The sequence below is a fragment of the Pedobacter gandavensis genome (assembly GCF_032677645.1).
Classification (GTDB): Bacteria; Bacteroidota; Bacteroidia; order Sphingobacteriales; family Sphingobacteriaceae; genus Pedobacter; species Pedobacter gandavensis_A.
Map to the genome: position 1 here is coordinate 315,486 of NZ_JAVTSB010000001.1, position 19,570 is coordinate 335,055.

Annotated in this window: 16 protein-coding genes; 6 read left to right on the forward strand and 10 right to left on the reverse strand. The window is 41.0% G+C overall.

Annotated elements, in window-relative coordinates; all coding sequences use genetic code 11:
- Positions 1 to 90: 90 nt before the first annotated feature.
- Together R2Q66_RS01285 and R2Q66_RS01290 are read right to left on the reverse strand one after the other, a co-directional pair.
- Positions 91 to 1,428, reverse strand: a complete 1,338-nt coding sequence (locus tag R2Q66_RS01285; protein WP_316746093.1) for a GH1 family beta-glucosidase — start codon at positions 1,426 to 1,428, stop codon at positions 91 to 93.
- Positions 1,429 to 1,541: 113 nt separating this feature from the next.
- Positions 1,542 to 3,356, reverse strand: a complete 1,815-nt coding sequence (locus R2Q66_RS01290) for a MutS-related protein (protein ID WP_316746095.1) — start codon at positions 3,354 to 3,356, stop codon at positions 1,542 to 1,544.
- A 130-nt stretch (positions 3,357 to 3,486) separates the two neighbouring features.
- Here R2Q66_RS01290 and rlmH point away from each other — a divergent pair, with 130 nt between their 5' ends.
- Entirely contained in the window at positions 3,487 to 3,960 is a 474-nt protein-coding gene (gene rlmH, locus R2Q66_RS01295; protein ID WP_316746097.1) for a 23S rRNA (pseudouridine(1915)-N(3))-methyltransferase RlmH, read from the forward strand.
- 313 nt (positions 3,961 to 4,273) lie between these two features.
- Here the strand turns inward: rlmH and R2Q66_RS01300 are convergent, their stop codons facing one another.
- Positions 4,274 to 4,813: a DUF5606 domain-containing protein gene (locus tag R2Q66_RS01300; protein ID WP_316746099.1), complete on the reverse strand. Its 540-nt coding sequence runs from the start codon at positions 4,811 to 4,813 to the stop codon at positions 4,274 to 4,276.
- A 26-nt stretch (positions 4,814 to 4,839) separates the two neighbouring features.
- On the reverse strand, positions 4,840 to 5,301 hold the full coding sequence (locus R2Q66_RS01305; RefSeq protein ID WP_316746101.1) for a peptidylprolyl isomerase: 462 nt from the start codon (positions 5,299 to 5,301) through the stop codon (positions 4,840 to 4,842).
- A 247-nt stretch (positions 5,302 to 5,548) separates the two neighbouring features.
- Between R2Q66_RS01305 and R2Q66_RS01310 the strand changes: the two genes are divergently transcribed.
- Positions 5,549 to 6,730, forward strand: a complete 1,182-nt coding sequence (locus R2Q66_RS01310; RefSeq protein ID WP_316746102.1) for an asparagine synthetase B — start codon at positions 5,549 to 5,551, stop codon at positions 6,728 to 6,730.
- Positions 6,731 to 6,748: 18 nt separating this feature from the next.
- Here R2Q66_RS01310 and R2Q66_RS01315 read toward each other — a convergent pair whose 3' ends face one another.
- From R2Q66_RS01315 to lpxK, 3 genes are read right to left on the reverse strand one after another with little or no spacing between them, the layout of a single operon-like run.
- The gene (locus R2Q66_RS01315) at positions 6,749 to 8,794 is read right to left on the reverse strand and encodes a putative porin (RefSeq protein WP_316746104.1); all 2,046 of its coding nucleotides are present in this window, start codon (positions 8,792 to 8,794) and stop codon (positions 6,749 to 6,751) included.
- Positions 8,794 to 9,609: a purine-nucleoside phosphorylase gene (locus R2Q66_RS01320; RefSeq protein ID WP_316746106.1), complete on the reverse strand. Its 816-nt coding sequence runs from the start codon at positions 9,607 to 9,609 to the stop codon at positions 8,794 to 8,796. The genes R2Q66_RS01315 and R2Q66_RS01320 overlap by 1 nt, the downstream gene beginning before the upstream one ends.
- Complete coding sequence (gene lpxK, locus R2Q66_RS01325; protein ID WP_316746108.1) at positions 9,581 to 10,642, reverse strand: tetraacyldisaccharide 4'-kinase; 1,062 nt, start codon at positions 10,640 to 10,642, stop codon at positions 9,581 to 9,583. The genes R2Q66_RS01320 and lpxK overlap by 29 nt, the downstream gene beginning before the upstream one ends.
- A 111-nt stretch (positions 10,643 to 10,753) precedes the next feature.
- Between lpxK and pruA the strand changes: the two genes are divergently transcribed.
- Positions 10,754 to 12,388 (forward strand): L-glutamate gamma-semialdehyde dehydrogenase, encoded by a 1,635-nt coding sequence (gene pruA / locus R2Q66_RS01330; protein ID WP_316746109.1) that lies wholly within the window; start codon positions 10,754 to 10,756, stop codon positions 12,386 to 12,388.
- 149 nt (positions 12,389 to 12,537) lie between these two features.
- On the opposite strand, the gene can is transcribed toward pruA, so the two are convergent.
- From can to R2Q66_RS01345, 3 genes are all read right to left on the reverse strand, one after another.
- Positions 12,538 to 13,218, reverse strand: a complete 681-nt coding sequence (gene can / locus R2Q66_RS01335; protein WP_316746111.1) for a carbonate dehydratase — start codon at positions 13,216 to 13,218, stop codon at positions 12,538 to 12,540.
- Between the two features lie 6 nt (positions 13,219 to 13,224).
- Positions 13,225 to 14,829, reverse strand: a complete 1,605-nt coding sequence (locus R2Q66_RS01340; RefSeq protein ID WP_316746113.1) for a SulP family inorganic anion transporter — start codon at positions 14,827 to 14,829, stop codon at positions 13,225 to 13,227.
- An 80-nt stretch (positions 14,830 to 14,909) separates the two neighbouring features.
- The gene (locus tag R2Q66_RS01345) at positions 14,910 to 15,251 is read right to left on the reverse strand and encodes a hypothetical protein (RefSeq protein WP_316746115.1); all 342 of its coding nucleotides are present in this window, start codon (positions 15,249 to 15,251) and stop codon (positions 14,910 to 14,912) included.
- A 212-nt stretch (positions 15,252 to 15,463) separates the two neighbouring features.
- Here R2Q66_RS01345 and R2Q66_RS01350 point away from each other — a divergent pair, with 212 nt between their 5' ends.
- The 3 genes from R2Q66_RS01350 (at position 15,464) to R2Q66_RS01360 (ending at position 19,568) form a co-directional block, all read left to right on the forward strand.
- Complete coding sequence (locus R2Q66_RS01350) at positions 15,464 to 16,702, forward strand: porin (RefSeq protein ID WP_316746117.1); 1,239 nt, start codon at positions 15,464 to 15,466, stop codon at positions 16,700 to 16,702.
- Positions 16,703 to 16,859: 157 nt separating this feature from the next.
- Positions 16,860 to 18,401 carry an acyl-CoA carboxylase subunit beta gene (locus R2Q66_RS01355; RefSeq protein WP_316746119.1) on the forward strand — a complete coding sequence of 514 codons (1,542 nt, stop codon included), beginning with the start codon at positions 16,860 to 16,862 and terminating at the stop codon, positions 18,399 to 18,401.
- A gap of 3 nt (positions 18,402 to 18,404) precedes the next feature.
- Complete coding sequence (locus R2Q66_RS01360; RefSeq protein ID WP_316746121.1) at positions 18,405 to 19,568, forward strand: MFS transporter; 1,164 nt, start codon at positions 18,405 to 18,407, stop codon at positions 19,566 to 19,568.
- Positions 19,569 to 19,570 lie beyond the last annotated feature (2 nt).

Here is a 19,570-nt window from a genome sequence, read left to right on the forward strand (position 1 = left end):
TAATATAAAACGGGCTGGTCATTTCAAATGATCAGCCCGTTTTTTTATGGCTAGTTTTTAATTTTCTGGTAGTTCTTAATTGGTTTTCGTTTAACAAGACAGGAATTGCTGCCACCAATAACCGGAGTCTTTTATCGTTCTTTTTTGTGTTTTAAAGTCGTTATGAACGAGGCCAAACCGGGCATGATAACCTTCTGCCCATTCGAAGTTATCCAGCAGTGTCCAGGCCATGTATCCGGTAATGTTCAGACCTTCATTTTTGGCTTTTAATAAAGCAGTCAGGTATTCCTGAAAATATTTAATACGCTCAGGATCATGTATGGCACCATCCTGGATTTTATCCGCAAAAGCGGCTCCATTCTCCGTAATCATCAGACTTTTGATCTTCGGGTAAGCGGCGAACTGTTTGAGTACATTATAAAGACCATTGCCATTGATCTCCCAGCCCATCTGCGTAAAAGGTACTTTACGACTCTTCGCTTTCACCTCCCAGGCTTGTATCACCGGAATAAAAGCGTTGTATTTAATGGTGAGGGGGAAATAATTCTGGATTCCGATAAAGTCGAAGTCGAAACTGAGGCGTTCGGTATGTCGCCAGGTGGAGTGCTGAATAGAGAATTTTTCCATTACCTCCCAATCGGTTCCCGGATAGCCCATGCCTAAGGTCGGTTCTATAAACAAGCGATTCATCAGGCAATCCACGCGTTGCGCGGCCAGTAAATCAGATTCACTTTGGGTATAAGGAACAACTTCACAACAGGAAAAGCTGGTTCCGATATTGGCATTACTCACTTCTGAACGTAATATTCGTCCACCATCGGCTTGTGCAATGGCGGCATGGTGAACGGCAGAAAAAAAGTTCGTGAGTCCGGTTTTACCCGGTGCATGGATGCCCAGCATATAACCCAAAGAAGTAAATCCGAAAGGTTCATTGAGTACGATCCAGTTTTTCACTTTATCTCCGTAAGTTTTCGCACAGATATTAACGAAAGCATTAAAGGCGCTGTTGATGCCGAAGGCAGTCCAGCCTCCCTCCGCTTCCAGTGCTTCAGGCAGATCCCAATGGTATAAGGTGATGTATGGTGTGATTCCTTGTTTTAAGCATTCGTCAATCACGTCATGGTAGAAACGGATGCCTTCTTCATTCACCAGGCCTTCCCCATAGGGTAAGATTCTTGGCCAGGAGATCGAAAAGCGGAATACAGAAAAGCCGAGCAGTTTAATCAGGGCAATATCCGCTTTATATTGATGGTAAAAATCACAGGCTATGGCAGGGCTATGTCCCTTTTTGATCTTTCCGGAGCGATTGGAAAAGGTATCCCAGATGGAAGGCCCTTTACCGTAGTTATCTGCTGCGCCTTCTATCTGAGCCGCAGCGGTTGCTACTCCCCAGGAAAAATCTGGTCCAAAATCTGATGCTTTAATCATAGTCTTCCTTTATTGATCCTTGCTTCAATTGAAATCAGGGTTTTAAATAAGGATTTCAATTTTAGTTTCAATTGAAATCCTTATTTAATAAAGGCTAATATGGTGATAAGCTATTAATTTAATGTTAAGCCTATCTCCTTTAATAGTAAAGCCGCGTTGAAGGTAGTACAAGGGCCATGTTTTAATTTATAATCAAAGTTCATTTCACCTTCCCTGATCTGAATATCAAAATGATAGTTTCTAACTTGCTCCGGATAATCGGCAATCATCTCTGATAGTTGTAAATCATGAGTCGCAAATAAGGCCGGTGTCTGTTGTTCGATCAACTTTTCAATGAAAACTTTAGAGCCAAGGTATTTGTCGCGGCTATTGGTTCCTCTTAACATTTCATCGATCAATACCAGCGAATTTGAAGAAGTACTGATGGCATCAAGAATCATTTTTAAGCGGTTCAGCTCTGCTTTAAAGGTAGAAGTCTGATCGTTTAAAGAGTCTTTAATGCGCATATAAGAAAGCAGATTGAAGATAGAAACTGACATTTTATCTGCGCATACTGGTGCTCCGGCAAAAGCAAGCACCATATTGATCCCCACCGTTCTAAGGAAAGTGCTTTTTCCAGCCATATTAGAGCCGGTTACGATATCTACTGTTGGTTGTTTGCTTAACTGGTAATCGTTCAACACGCGTACGCTTTGAGGGATCAGCGGATGTCCAAGTGCCAGGGCTTCAAAATGAAAACTATCTGCTAGTTCAGGATAAGTCCAGTCGGGCTGATTATGGGCTAAAGTGGCGAACGAAACCAGTTCTTCAAATTCACAAATGCGGTTGATTCCATCCAGTACAGGAGCGGAATATTGATGATGCCATTTGCTCAGGTACATACAACATTTGAGGTCCCATAAAAAGAACAGGTTTAGCACCGTGCCCAGGAGCACATTTAAACGGGCATCGAAAGCCTGAATAATTTTCGCCAGTTGTTTAATCTGTCCACTTACCGGGAGTCCGTCTTGTTCTTCTTTAAACAGTTTTTTTAGGTAGGTACTGTTCCATTTCACTTCTTCCGTCCATTTAATTGTTCCGGAAAAGGAGGTCAGCATGTTCGCCCCACCAGTAAAGCCCAGGTAAACCTGATTGATCCTTTTTAAGTGCATGAAGGTCAATGCCGCATGGAAAAGGACATACAAGGAAAATACTTGCCACATCGCCCCGCCAACAATAATCGCGGCTGCCAGCATGACCATCGACAGGTAGGGAACTACCTTGACGTAAGCTTTTAACACGGAATTATCAGTAAAACGCAATTGCGCCGGTAAAGTATGAACCAATTTCCTTTCAATTACCCGCAACTGATCAGGTTCATGGTTTAGCAGCTCGGCTCTGAAATGAAAAGTCTGATCGATATGACTGGTCAGCTCTTTAATCGCTTCCTGACGTCCTAAAATAGTTTCTTTATCATTTGGCACATTCAGGTTTTCGGCCAGCATTGCCAGACCTTTTGTGGTTTGACAACGGTTAATAAAAGCGTATAAAGAGCGATCGCCATAAATATCCAGGTCAGCCGCGTAAGGATGTTCCTCGTCCTGACACTGCTCACCGTTATCATAGCCGTTCTTTCCTTCTAGAATCTGGTCGGCTTCATTCTGGTAAACCCACAATAGTTGCACAGCATAAGTTAATTCTACCTGAACCGCACTTTGTTTCTTTACCAATACCAGAAACAAGATAAACGGAAGGGCTAACAAACCGGTTAATACTGGAGTAAAGCCCAGATTAATGATCGCTGCGATGATCAGAATCTCCATAATAAACAAGCCCAATCTGGAGAAAGAGATGTTATTGAGTTTCTTCTTAAGGCCGGAAATCTTCGTTTCCTGGGCCGCTATGTTATTTTGGTAGTCCTTTAAAATACTATCTTTTGTTTTTACCATTATCTTTGGATGTTCTCTTATTGGTTAAATATAGGGATTAGTAACATACACTAAGGAAAACAACAGCAGGATAAATCACTAAAAGTGCTAAACTGCATGGCTTCCATGAAGATAAAACAAGGTTAAGAGAATGAAAATCACACTATTAGTTGTAGGAAAAACCGAAGACAAATACCTGATCGAGGGAATTGATAAATATTTAAAAAGGCTGAAACATTATATCGGCTTCAACCTGGTGGTCATTCCTGATGTAAAAAACACGAAAAACCTAACCGAAGCTCAACAGAAGAGCAAGGAGGCAGAGCTGATTTTGAAACAGGTGAGTAACCTGGATACCGTGATCCTGATGGATGAGAAAGGAAAAAAATATACTTCGGTTTTATTTGCGAATTACCTGAACAAACAGATGATTGGTAGTGTGCAGCACATCATTTTCATTATTGGTGGTCCTTATGGCTTTGATGAAAGTGTCTATCAAAGGGCAAATGGCAGCATATCTTTATCAGATATGACCTTTTCTCACCAAATGGTACGCTTGTTCTTTGTGGAGCAACTATACCGCGCTTTTAGTATTTTAAAAGGAGAACCTTATCACCACGAATAAATATAGCCGGTTTATGGAAACCCAGTCTATTCATCATCATTTATAAAAAGGAGTTATTATGCAATTACCCAGTGATTTTAAGCGGAAATATAGATACAAAAGCAATCCGAGAAAGGATCGTTTGAATTATATCATTGCGATTATTATTTCCATCATTGCTTTTCTTTTGATCTGGTTTTACGTGTAGATTTTTTCGCTGTTTTACGCGATACCAGGCCGGATCATATAATGATCAAAAGAAAATCGATGATCAACAAAAAGCCGGACCTGTTAAAGATCCGGCTTTTGTATAACCTATCGTTCTGTACAAGTACTAAACGCCTTTTTTGCTTGTCATGCTAGCTTTTTTAGCTGGCTGAGCTGATTTACCTGGTGCTTTTGTATTAGATGGTTTCGGGCTTGCTTTTAGCTTTTTGTCCGATTTATCTTCAATTTTAACGCCTTCCTGATCCACAATTGCTTCCGGAGCTGCTTCACTGAAAAGTGGCATATCCTTTAACAAATGGTACCATGAAACAATTTTCTTCATATCAGAAGCATAAACTTTCTCCTGATCGTGACCTGGAGCTACTTCTAAAAAGAAAGCTTTCAAATCTTTTGCATCCGCTTTTGCATCAGGAACATTTCCTGTAGCAGCAACGATATTTGCAAAAACATCTAATAACTTCAAATCGTCATCTTCGCCGTATACGGTAATGTCTTCTAACGACGCAAGTTTAGTTGTAGTAATGTTAGCTACAATTTTAACTTTTTGTGCATCCAGACTCTCTAAAACGTATCCGCCTTTATTTTGTCCTACCAGCTTAAATAGACCTGGTCTTCCAGATACTGCAACGATTCCTCTTAAATTCATAATATTTTGTTTTTGAGAAGTAAGAACTAGTCTTCAATTACTTCTATCCCTATAATCTTATCTCCTTGTTTGATATCGTCAACAATATCAACATTTTCTATTACTTTTCCGAAACAAGTGTGTACTCTATCTAAATGAGCAGTGTTGTCTCTGCTGTGACATACAAAGAATTGTGAACCACCAGTGTTTCTACCAGCATGTGCCATAGACAATACACCACGATCATGGTATTGGTTTTCTCCTGTTAACTCACAATCAATTTTGTAACCTGGACCACCTGTACCTGCTAAATGTGCTTTAGAAGCGTCTTTAGAGTTTGGACATCCACCTTGAATTACGAAATTAGGAATTACCCTGTGAAAACTAATGCCATCATAGAATCCTTCTGAAGCTAATTTCTTAAAGTTAGCAACGGCGTTCGGTGCATCCTGATCATAAAACTGAACAGTCATGTTACCTTTATCTGTTTTTATTATTGCTTTGCTCATGATAATTTTTTGTAAATGCCAAATTTAGTAAATTGTAATGACTCCTGAATAGTAATTACTGGTAAAAAAGCCATGGATACTGATTATCGTCTATAAACGTTTATTCAGTACAATAATTTTATTATAGGTTCAAAAAAATTACATTCGCATATACCCTGATAAAAGCATGTCCCTTAAAAAAGTATACCTCCTGTTGTGTTTGATGATTTTCAGCCTCGGTTTAAAGGCTTCTTCTATTCTTGTTTACATGGATGAAGACCAAAAAAACCACCTTAAAGCCTATGGAATTGCCTATTGGAGCATCCAGCAAAAGGCCGGGGTAAGCTGGTTACTGAACTATCGCGGAGGCAGTTTTCTCCTGGATTACCATAAAAATATTGAAGATGAATGTAAAACCCGTGGCGTTTCTTATCAGATACTGCCCGATGGTAAGGTGACCGCTATCCTCAATGAAATCAGTGATCCGGAGGTGAATATGGAAGTGGTAAAACTGGAGAAATCACCAAAAATCGCGGTGTATTCGCCAAAAAGCAAGCTCCCATGGGATGATGCGGTGACGATGGTGCTGCGTTATGCGGAGATTCCTTATGATGTGGTTTATGATGATGAGGTGTTAAAAGACAAACTTTCCGGCTATGATTGGCTGCATTTGCACCATGAAGATTTTACGGGGCAATACGGACGCTTCTGGAGTTCTTTCCGCAATGCGGGTTGGTACAGGGAAGATGTTAAAAACCAGGAGGCCACCGCAAAGCGAAATGGCTTCTCTAAGGTGTCGGAAATGAAACTTGCCGTGGCCAAAAGGATGAAAGAATTTTGTGCTGGTGGTGGATTTTTATTCGCCATGTGCTCTGCCACGGACAGTTATGACATTGCTTTAAGTGCGGAAGGCGTAGACATTTGTGAAACCATGTTTGATGGCGACAGCGCAGATCCGCAGGCACAATCAAAAATAGATTACAACAAAACTTTTGCCTTCAAAAACTTTAAACTGGATATCAATCCTAATAATTACGAATTCTCGGACATTGATGTTACGCAGACCAGAACATTAATCCAGACCAACGACTTTTTCACCCTGTTTGATTTTTCTGCGAAATGGGATTTAGTGCCGACTATGCTAACGCAAAATCATGAAAAGGTGATCAAAGGATTTATGGGACAAACTACCGCTTTCCGAAAATCGCTGGTGAAACCGAATATCACGGTACTAGGAGAAAACAAGGGTTCGGAAGAAGTAAGGTACCTGAACGGGGAAATTGGCAAGGGTCAGTTTACCTTTTATGGTGGCCATGATCCGGAGGATTACCAGCATGCAGTAGGCGATCCGCCAACAGACCTGAATCTGCATCCCAATTCGCCGGGTTATCGCTTGATTTTGAATAATGTATTGTTTCCTGCGGCTAAGAAGAAACCGCAGAAAACATAAACGCGTAAAAAATACCGCTTAATCGTAGAAACTCCAGCTTACGCCAAATTTCACCAATACCCTATCCATCATCGGATAACGGTTTACAGAGTAATATCCTTTGGATAATAATCCCTGATTGGCGTAATCTGTTTTCACGAATATATTGGCCTTTCTCAAACTGGCTTTCACCCAGACATCCACAATTGGTGTGGTATCGAAAGTTGTGCCTTGTCCGACGTAAAACTGCCCTGCTGGTGCAGAATATGAATAGTTTTTATACGGTGTATTGTAGCGGATATCAAATCCAACGTTCGTTTTTAAGGCTTTAAAGAAGGTATGGTCTAAAAAGAAACTGGCAAAAGCATACAATTCCGGGGTTCTCAAAATATTCGGATTGTCGGTTTTTTGATAAACCAGGTAACTGTCCAGATTAAATTTACCGAATTTCAGCTTTTTACCTACCGTAATTTTCAACAGATTAACACTGCCCAATTGTGCCGGAACTATATTATTCGCGTTCTTCGCATAGAAGGCACTGTCGAGCGCAACACCTTCCTCTGGGTTTGGGGTTGTAAAATACAAGTAATCGCTGATCCGATAATACTCTGCTCCCGCTTCAAAATTCAAGCGGTCATTCAGATATTTAAAGGAAAGGTTGATGGTTTTTGTCCGGTTAAAATTCTCCTTCCAATTGTAATGGTTTCCGAAATACCGACTAAACACTTCTTCTGGTGACTTGTTCTGAAAGTACCCCCCTAAAACAATCCGTCCTACTGAATTACTTAACAGGACATTACTTTTTGCTTCATAGAGAAAATCTCCACTGTTTCTTCCTTGAAATATCTGCTGTAAATCTACATTCAGGTCGATCCGGTTACTAAAACGGTAACCCGCAGAACCTAGTAGCGTAACGTTTTGAAAAGTGGAGTTATAATCGTAATAAGGATCTATTTTGTTTGGATAATATACCCCTTGATGGTATTTATAGAAATCATGTCTGATTCCGGCATCCAGTTTCAGCTCATTTTTGATGATAGAATTCCCCTTTCCACGAAGGAAAAAGCTGTACATAAACTCATTCTGCACGTTCATATAGCGGGTACTATCGTAAGTAAACGTGAGGTCTGCTATCCCCATTGGAATGGCTGTATGATCATCAGGTTTCTTCTTTTCAAAAGTATAGGAATTCTGATCGTATTTAAAGGTATAAGCTATTTTATTGGTAGGCAAAATCTTGTCTGAAATCTCCTGAGCCAGACTATCTATCCTTCCTACAAAATAGGTTTGCTTGATCATGAAGGAGCTTGAACGGTAAATACGCCCTGCCTCTTCCAGTCTAACCTCTTCAGAAAGGTGGTCTAAACCAAAGTTCTTCTCATTTTTTCCGTAGATGTTATCATTGTAAATAGACCCATTCTCCCTGGCTTTCAGTGTATTGAAAATCGCAGCTACCCATAAGTTGTAGCGTTTATTCGGACTTTGATACCAGGAAAAAATATCCGCATTCAAGTGGTCACCTCTTTGTCGGGGGTAATAACCATTGGCTCCAATTCTATTATAGTTTGCACCTATGTTCCAGTTTCTTTTGATATTCTGAGAGTGTGTTACCTTGAATATCGCCTCGGTTTCACCAGCAGAAATGAAGTAAAGATTGGTATATGGTGTTCTGGCCTGATAATATTTGATATCATCCTGACCGATGGCATAAAAATCCAGGGAGTGAAATCCGGCATCAAATCCAATCCTTTTAGAAGGTTCGAATAACATCGGCATTGCGGATAAACCTAAGTTTCCCGTACCAACGGTTGGTCTTCTTGGCTGCGCAATCATACTGAAATTATGGAAACCGGCAAGCGTGGTATCCAGTGGTAAGGTTTGAATGCTGTCTTTAGTCAGCTTCAACGTAGTATATCTGATAAACCGGGAAGTAAAAATAACAGAGTCTAACCCCGCTTCATCTTTCTTTCTTAAGGAGTCCAGTAATTTATTATCATTTACTGTCGTCTTTAGATCCTGGGCAAACAGCTGCCCACTCCCTAACAGGAAAAAGCAAAAAACAAATAAAGCAATGCTTTTATACATTATAAAGTAGAGATTAATTGACTCAGTATTTTTGTCATTCTTGGTTCTGCAATTCTTGCCGTTTCGATGATTTCTTCCAGGCTTACCTGTTGTAATTCTTCCGGAAAACCTTCATCTGTTAATACAGAAATGGCAAATACCGGAATGCTCATGTGTCTCGCCACAATCACTTCCGGAACGGTACTCATTCCTACAGCGTCACCGCCGATGATGCGTAAATATTTATATTCTGCTTTGGTTTCCAGATTTGGCCCGGTTACCGCAACATATACTCCCTGGTGACAAACGATATCGTTTTCCTTTGCAATTTGCAGGGCAGCTTTAATTAAAGATCGTTGGTATGGCTGGCTCATATCCGGAAAACGAGGTCCCATATCTGAATCATTTCTTCCACGAAGCGGACTTTCCGGTTGCAGGTTTATGTGATCATTGATGATCATCAGCTCGCCCTTTTTAAAATCAGGGTTTAAAGATCCTGCTGCATTGGACACCAAAAGATGCGCAATTCCCAAGGCTTTCATCACGCGGATTGGAAAAGTAATCTGTTGCATGCTATAGCCTTCATAATAATGCAACCGGCCTTGCATGGCCACTACTTTCTTTCCGTTTAATGTACCAAATATCAATTTACCGGAATGAAATTCCAGGGTGGAGATCGGGAAATTAGGGATATTAGAGTACATCAGCTGATGTGCAATCTCTATCTCGCTCACCAATCCACCAAGACCAGTTCCTAAAACGATGCCAATTTCTGGTTGGAAATCATTCGTTTTACGTTTTATATATTCAACGGTTTCGTGTATGACTTGAAACATAAGCTATAATTTTTTGATCAAATATAATTTTATCTTCTGCGCCTAACCCAATTTTGACTGGCAAATAAAAGATTGGTAAATTTAACAGTAATTCTTTTAAAGTACCACCTAATAAACGTTGCGCATCCTTTTCTGTTGTGATGATGATTTTTTCTGTGGAAGGGTTGTTTTTAAAGTCCTTCAGCAGTGCATTGATATCCTGTTCGGTAAAGCGGTAATGATCGGGATAATCATAGTGATGAATCATGCTCGAATATTGCGCTAAATACTGCCTCAGCGGCTTTGGGTTGGCAATTCCGGTAAGTAAAAACACGGTTGTATCCGGCGTAATGGAGCTACATAACAGGCTTTCTCCGGAGATTAAAGGTACCAAATCCTGATAAACCAGAGAAGAAAACATCAGCTCTCTTTGCCAGTTATCTTCAAATTTATTCCTGCATTCTGAGGCCATCCGGGCTGGTATCTCTTCCGGAGCTTTGGTGATCATAATCGATTGTGCTCTTTTATATCCGGAAAAACTTTCCCTCAGGTTTCCTGCGGGTAACAGGAACTGCGGATTCAGTAACTTTTCAAATTCAAATAAGAGGATGTTGTAGCCGGCGCGTATTGCGCGGTGCTGATAGGCATCATCCAGGATAATCAGGTCGTGATTTTTCTGTAATTCGGTTGCGCCAACCACGCGGTCTTCACAAACAGCCACGGTAACCTGTGGGAATTTGCGGTAAAACTGCATCGGTTCATCACCAATGGTTTCCGCAGTTGCCTGATCATCCGCCAGGATAAAACCTTTAGTCTTACGACCATAACCTCTACTCAATATCGCAATTTTAAGGTCTGGGAAAAGACGCACCAGGTACTCTGTAACCGGACTTTTACCGGAGCCTCCTACTACTAAATTCCCAACACAGATTACCGGAATATCAAAACCGGTGGACTTAAATACGCCGGTATCATAGAGCTTGTTTCTCACAAAAACTACGATGCCATATAGGATGGAAAAAGGAAATAACAGGTAGCGTAAGTATTTTATCATGTTTGCCTCAAAAATAAGAATTATAGGGCGTAATCTATGAAGTTTATACATATTGAGGGTTACCGGCCAACAAAATAAAAGGCTATCTTTGTACAAACAATATTTTATATCATGCTTAAAGGATTTTTTAACGTACCAACTCCGGTTAACGAGCCTATTTTAGGTTACGCCCCGGGAAGTAAAGAACGTGAACTTTTGAAGGCCGCAATTGCCGAAGCCCGCTCTAAAAAAATTGACATCCCGATGTACATCAACGGAAAGGAAGTTCATACTGAAAATAAAGGAACCGCAACTCCTCCACACGACCATCAGCATATTCTTGCTGAATACAGTAAGGGAACGAAGGAACATGTAAGTCAGGCTATTGATGCTGCTTTAGCAGCAAAATCAAAATGGGAAAATCTAGCATGGGAACACCGTGCAGCGATCTTCCTGAAAGCAGCTGATCTTATTGCAGGTCCATACCGCTATAAATTAAATGCAGCAACAATGCTGGGTCAATCGAAAAATGCTTACCAGGCAGAGATTGATGCAGCTTGTGAACTGATCGACTTCCTTCGTTTTAACGTAAGTTATATGTCGGAAATCTATAAACAACAACCTCCGGTTTCTCCTAAAGGATCATGGAACAGAGTAGAACAACGCCCATTAGAAGGTTTTGTATTCGCTTTAACGCCATTCAACTTTACTGCAATCGCTGGTAACCTACCTACTTCAGCAGCAATGATGGGGAACGTAATCGTTTGGAAACCTGCAAATACACAGATTTATTCTGCGAATGTATTGATGCAGATTTTCAAAGAAGCTGGTTTACCTGATGGTGTAATCAACCTGGTTTATGTTTCCGGACCGGAAGCTGGAGAGGTGATCTTTAACCACCCTGATTTCGCTGGTATCCACTTTACAGGATCTACAGGCGTATTCCAGGACATCTGGAAAACGATCGGAAATAACATTCATAAATTCAAAACTTACCCACGTATCGTTGGGGAAACAGGTGGTAAAGATTTTATCCTCGTTCATGGTTCGGCGGAAGCAGAATCTTCGAGTACTGCGATCATCCGTGGTGCATTCGAATACCAGGGACAAAAATGTTCTGCCGCTTCACGTGTTTACGTGGCGAAGAGCATCTGGCCTAAAGTAAAAGAATACATGCTGCGCGATCTTGCTCAGTTCAAAATGGGCGGTACGGAAGATTTCGGAAACTTTGTGAATGCGGTAATTGACGGAAACTCTTTCGACAAATTAGCGAAATACATTGATGAAGCTAAGAAAGACAGCAGCGTAGAAATTATTGCTGGTGGTAACTACGACAAATCTAAAGGTTACTTTATTGAGCCTACGGTATTGGTAGTTCAGGATCCTAAGTACGTTACGATGTGCGAAGAATTGTTCGGTCCGGTATTGACGTTATTTGTTTATGATGATGATAAATTCGATGAGATTTTAGATATCGTTGACAGTACTTCAATCTATGCTTTAACAGGTGCAGTGATTGCTCAGGATCGTTATGCGATTGAAAAAGCAACACAACGTTTGAGAAATGCAGCGGGTAACTTCTACATCAATGATAAATGTACAGGTGCCGTTGTTGGTCAACAGCCATTCGGTGGCGCCAGAGGTTCTGGTACCAATGATAAAGCAGGTTCAATGATCAATCTTTTACGTTGGGTTTCTCCACGTACGATCAAAGAAACTTTTGATCCACCTAAAGATTTCCGTTACCCGTTTTTGTCTAACGACTAATCGTTCTTTAACAGAAATATAATCAGTATTTGATCAGCAGATCAAATACTGATCTACAAAAAAAACGGAGGTCCTGTTGTTCAGGATCCTCCGCTTTTTGGTTTATGATGGCTGCTCATCACAGCCTGTTATATCATAATTTACAATTTCTATTTTACTTTTTCAATACCGTCCATTCTGAACACAGAATTCATGTTATTGTTGTTATCACAAGTAACACCCAGATCGGTAATAAAGCCATTTTCAAGACTATAAGCCCAACCATGTAAGCCTAATTTCTTACCATTAGCCCATCTGTTTTGTACGATAGAGGTTTTCGTCAGGTTAAATACACCTTCAATTACATTCAGCTCCACTAATCTTTCGCTTCTCTTCTTTTTATCAGAGATCATGTCCAGTTCATGGTAATGCAATCTGTAAGTATCTTTAATGTTTCTCAACCAGTTGTCGATAATTCCATATTGTTTATTACCCATGGCAGCTTCTACCCCACCACAGCCATAGTGACCACATACAATCACATGCTCTACTTCTAATACGTTAACCGCATAATCAAGTACACTTAACATGTTCATATCCGTGTGCACCACTACATTGGCAATGTTACGGTGTACAAAGATATCACCAGGATTGGTATTCGTGATCTGGTTTGCCGGAACACGACTGTCAGAACAACCTATCCAAAGGATCGGTGGTTTTTGTCCAGCTGATAAACGCTCAAAGAATTTAGGATCCTCAGCTAGAGTGGAAGCCACCCAGTCTTTGTTTCCTTGTAATAATCCTTCGTATGTAATTTGGTTGCTATTTTGTTTTTCTAATTGTGCGCACATAATAATCTAGTTATTAATTTCTTCTATGATTTTACTGTCCAGTTTTGGTACAGTATATTGTTTTTTAATGTTCTCTAATATCACTATCGTTCCTTTGGTATAAGCGTTGTGCTTAAAGTTGAAAATCGTTTCCAACACATCGGGATCAATATATCTGGAATTTGTTCCATCGATAATGACAGTTGTTTCTTTAGGAATATTGTTCAGCATCACCTGAATGGCTGCTTTATTTAAGAATGAAACCTCTTCCGCTAATTTAATGCGAAGGTTTTTCTTATTTCCTTCTTCCTGAATTTTGTAAAAATATGGATTACGCATATTGGTACGTAACAGGTAGAAGATGGAGAATAACATCCCTACGGCCACACCTTTTAACAGGTCGGTCAGTAACACGGCTATAATCGTGATCACAAACGGTACAAACTGGTCCCAGCCTTTATGGTACATATGTTGGAATAAAGCAATACGTGTCAATTTATAACCGGTTACCAATAAGATCGCTGCCAAACAGGCTAAAGGAATCATATTGATCACACCAGGAATAAATAAGAAAGACAAAAGTAACCAAACGCCATGAAAAATTGCAGACATTTTAGTTCTTCCTCCTGAATTTACGTTTGCGGAACTCCTTACTATAACGGAAGTTAGGGGTAAACCACCCAACATACCACTCGCCATATTACCTACACCCTGAGCTAATAACTCTCTGTTTGTTGGTGATGTTCTTTTGATCGGGTCGATTTTATCGACCGCTTCAATACTCAGTAAAGTTTCTAAACTGGCTACTACGGCAATAGTTGCAGCAACAACCCATACTTTACTATCTGTAATGGCAGAAAAATTAGGCATGGTAAATAAGCCGGTCAAATCTGACCATCCGTTAACCACTGGAATTTCTACCATTTGTGAGGTATTCAATGCATATCCTGTTCCCTGGAAGGCGATACTCAGTACAATACCCAGGGCTACCACAACTAGTGGTGCAGGAATTACATTTACTTTTTTCAGTTTCGGCCAGTATAACAGCACTGCAATCGACAGTCCACTGATTACAATCGCGGCCAGTGTAAAGTGATTAAGCGCATTTCCTATGGCAGAAAATGTGTTTTGATTGTCTCCCTGGAAAAAGCTTTCATCACCAAAAAAATCTGAATCTACTCCTAAAGCATGAGGGAGTTGTTTCAGGATTAAGGTTACCCCAATCGCCGCCAACATACCTTCAATTACACTGGAGGGAAAATAGTTACCGATCATTCCGCCTTTAAGAAAGCCCAATACAATCTGCATGGCACCTGCCAGCACTACGGCCAGTAAAAACGTTTGATAACCGCCTAGCTGACCAATCGCGCCAAGCACGATTGCGGTAAGTCCTGCGGCAGGACCACTCACACTCAATTGAGAACCACTAAGACTTGCAACTACAATACCTCCCACGATACCGGTAATTAAACCGGCAAATAACGGTGCTCCTGAGGCCAGGGCCACACCCAAACATAAAGGCAATGCCACCAAAAATACCACGATACTAGATGGCAAATCACGCTTTAAGTTCTTTTTTAATATATACTTCTTCACTTCCAATCTTGAAAAGATTGAGTTACCATTTTGCATAAAACAATGTTTTAATTCTTGTAAACTAATTTAAAAAATTGCACAGCTATCCCTGTAAGGGGTTTAATTGCACTACTAAATTAGCACAGGTTTGGAGGTGGGGTCGGTACGGATGGATGAAAAGGATCTACATGCCGTTTAAAATGGTCTATATAACTGTTGCTGATACCAAAATGGCTGAGCACAGCATTAAAGTCCATGGTGTAATGAGAAGAAATCATTTTATAATCCAGAAGATTCACTTTAGCTTTACCGGTCTCACCGTCCGCACTATGCTCAACTTCGATCTGTAAGATCACCAGCTGAATGCTTTCCTTTTGGATATCGCTAAAAAATACGGGTGCGCCAGAAATCATCATCTTTACGCCAAAGATGCCTAAAAAGGTGATGATGATTAAAAGACGGTATTTCCGTAATGACATTCTGTTTATTTAGTTTATTGTTAATTCTTCACAGTTAACTGTTCAAAAATAGCTCCAAAAATGCCCAACTAGCAAATTGTCATGTAAAAAAAATGTAATTTCACCTGTATTCTACTCAAAAACAGGCTATTAAATTTAAAATTACCGCTTTTTCATAGAAAAATCAAGCATTAACTGTAATTTAGGCAGCTCAAAAGCCTCTTATCTAATTCATGAGAAAATTATTATTATTCATCATTATGCTGGTTCCTTTTTCGGTACTGGCGCAAAGCAATAACGCTCCCTCCTCTTATGCTCCGCATGAAATAAACATCACCGGTTACCTGCAAACGCAGTTTCAATGGGCAGAATCTGCTGGAATCAATTCTTTTTCCGGAGGAGATTTTACCAAAAATTCTGACTCCCGTTTTATGATCAGAAGGGGCCGGTTGAAGATTGACCGTGCCGATAAATACTCCAGTATTGTCTTCCAGATTGATGCTACACAGAATGGTGTACAGCTAATGGATGCCTTTATTCAGTTCCACCAGGAAAACACCAAACAGTTTCTTTTTACCGCAGGTTTGTTTAACCGCCCCTTTGGCCATTCCATCGTTTATTCTTCGGGATACAGGGATTTCCCCGAGCGTGCAAGGGTCTTTCAAACGCTGATGCCCAGAGAACGTGACCTTGGTGCGATGATTACATTTAAACCTGATTACAAGCCTTTAAGCTTCTTAACCGCAGATATTGCAGTAATCAATGGTAGCGGATTAACCGCCAGAGATTCTGATTCTAAAAAAGATATTGTGGCCAACTTAGGTTTCAAATTTGACAGCCTTTCCAACAAAAAATTACACCTGGGTTTTGGCGCTTCCTACTATAAAGGTTACGTACGTAGCGACACAGAAACGTTTTTTGTCAGAAATGGCAATGGTTTCGTTAAAGACACCAATCCGACGCATGTAAATGATTATGCAAACCGTGATTATTATGGCGCTAACCTGCAATTACAGTATGACAATTCTTTTGGCACCACCTTATTTAAGGCAGAATATGTAGCCGGAAAACAACCTGGCGTAGCTGGTTCTGACAAAATCACAGGTCCAGCTGCCAGTATGAGCTTCTCTGCTCAGCCAGCAACAGACCTTTACCTGCGTGATTTTAACGGTTATTATTTCTGGTTAACACAGCGAATCGGCAAATCTAAGTTCAATGCTTTGTTAGCTTATGATGTTTACGATCCAAATATTCATGTGTCTGAAAGCGAAATTGGCGCGCCAAACAGCAATACCACTACCGGAGATATTAAGTTCAGTACCCTGGGTTATGGCCTTACTTATATGATGAACGGCCGTTTAAAATTGACCCTATATAATGAACATGTGGTTAACGACGACACACAACTGCCTCAATACACCAAAGACATTAAGGATGACGTATTTACTGCGCGCTTACAGTATCGCTGGTAATTAGCATCTATTTAATAAATATTGCTATTTTACGAAATCATTATAGCGGAAACCAATCTCAGTTAAATGATGATCTTAAAATCTACATTTAACTGAGATTGTGCTTTCCGGCCAAATTAAAAAGACAATCAACCATAGAAAAACCAAATATATTCTAATGAAAACCAAAATTGACTTACTTCAGGATAAAGTTAAACAGGCTCATGCCGGTGGTGGAGCCGCAAGAATCGAAAGCCAGCATAAAAAAGGAAAACTGACCGCAAGGGAAAGAATTCATTTCTTAATGGATGAAAACTCTTTTGAAGAAATCGGCATGTTGGTGACGCATAGAAGCACCGATTTTGGCATGGAAAAAGAGATTTATCCAGGCGATGGGGTGGTCACAGGCTACGGAAATATCAATGGCCGTCTGGTTTATGTATTCTCACAGGATTTCACTGTTTTTGGCGGTTCCCTTTCAGAAACTCATGCCGAAAAGATCTGTAAGATTATGGATATGGCCATGAAAAATGGTGCCCCGGTTATCGGTTTAAACGATAGCGGTGGCGCGAGGATTCAGGAAGGTGTCGTTTCCCTTGGCGGTTATGCAGATATATTTTACAGGAATGTACAGGCCTCAGGGGTGATCCCACAATTGTCTGCCATTATGGGGCCATGCGCTGGCGGAGCGGTATATTCTCCTGCCATTACTGATTTCATTCTGATGGTAGAAAACACTTCATACATGTTTGTAACCGGCCCTAATGTGGTGAAAACGGTGACACATGAAGTGGTGACTTCCGAAGAGTTAGGCGGTGCAACTACCCATGCTACCAAATCCGGTGTCACACATTTTGCCTGTGTCAATGAGCTGGATGCCATCAACCATGTTAAAAAATTACTGAGCTATATGCCTCAGAATTGTGAAGAAACACCTGCTTCCCTTCCTTATGAAGCCACAAACGAAGAACGTATTGCTTTAAACACCCTGATGCCAGTCAATGCGAATCAGCCTTATGATGTCAGGACTGTCATTGATGAGGTGATGGATGCAAACAGCTTTCTGGAGGTTCACAGAGACTATGCGGAAAATATTGTGGTCGGATTTGCCAGGCTTGCAGGAAGAAGTATTGGTATTGTGGCCAACCAACCAGCTTACCTTGCCGGTGTATTAGACAATCATGCTTCCACTAAAGCGGCGCGTTTTGTACGTTTCTGCGACTGCTTCAACATCCCTTTACTGGTATTTGAAGATGTACCGGGCTTCTTGCCGGGAACCGATCAGGAATGGAATGGAATCATCAATAACGGGGCAAAATTATTGTATGCTTTTAGCGAAGCAACTGTTCCACGCATTACGGTGATCACCAGAAAAGCCTATGGCGGTGCTTATGATGTGATGAATTCCAAACATATTGGCGCAGATATGAACTATGCCTGGCCTACTGCCGAAATTGCGGTAATGGGTGCTAAAGGGGCTGCTGAGATCATTTTCAAGAAAGAAATCAGTACGGCGGAAAACCCTGAAGAAAAATGGCTGGAAAAAGAAAAGCTTTATTCTGATACCTTTGCCAATCCTTACCGCGCTGCAGAACGTGGTTTTGTAGATGAAGTGATCGAGCCTGCCCAAACTAGAATAAAACTGATCAAAGCATTTAAAATGCTGGAAAATAAAGTGGTCAATGCACCACGTAGAAAACACGGAAATATACCTTTATAAAACATGAAATTGAGTCGTACAGATGTCCTCCTCATGGCTTTTTGTACCGGCCTGATTGTAGCAAACATCTATTATTGTCAGCCACTGGTGATTCTGGTGGCCAGGGAATTTAATTTAACGGAAAGCCATGCCGGCATGATCACTTACCTAACCCAGGCAGGCTATGCCCTGGGTTTATTTTTAGTAGTGCCGCTTGGCGATATGTTTGAGCGCCGGAAACAGATCTTAATGATCACCGGACTCGCCGTAATCTCCTTATTAATTGCTGCCACCTCCCATAGCTTCTTATGGCTTCAAATCGCCAGTGTGCTCATTGGGGCAAGCTCTGTGGTTCCTCAACTGATCTTACCGATGGCTGCCAATCTAAGCTCCAACGAAAAGCGCGGAGAAACCATAGGCATCATTACCAGCGGTTTACTGATCGGAATTCTTGCCTCCAGATCCATCAGTGGCAGTGTTGGCTTCTTATGGGGCTGGAGAACGATGTATTTTATCGCCGCTGGCATCTGTGCCTTATTGATGATCCTGATGGCGAAACGTTTCCCCCTCAGCATGCCTTCTTTTAAAGGAACTTACCGGGAATTGATGGCTTCTATGTGGCATTATGTGAAAACAGAACCCGTATTGCGGGAAGCTTCCATGATCAACTTCCTGGCTTTCGCTGTGCTCAGTGCGTTCTGGACCACCATGGTCTTATTTTTAGCCAACCCACCCTTCAGTTTTCAAACGATGCAGATCGGCTTGTTCGGAATTGCAGGTGCTGCCGGTGCATTAGCTGCCCCATTAGTTGGCAAACTGAGCAGCGGCAAAAATCCACGTAGAAATATACTAACCGGCCTCATTTTACAAGTCATCAGCATTGCTGCTTTTTACTTCACCGGCAGTCAGCTTTACTTATTTATAACCGGCATTATTTTAATCGATATCGGCCAGCAGGCGATTCATGTGACCAACCAAACGCGAATTTACGCCCTGGTGCCGGAAGCAAGAAACCGCCTCAATACGGTCTTCATGTCGGTCAGTTTTGTGGGTGCTTCTGTAGGTTCAGCACTCGGCTTATGGTTATGGGATAAAGGACAATGGCCTTTGTTTTGCCTTGGAACAGCGACTGTGATCTTGCTCAACATATGTATCTATAAATTTAACAGCAAAACCGTTAAAAGTTAAGC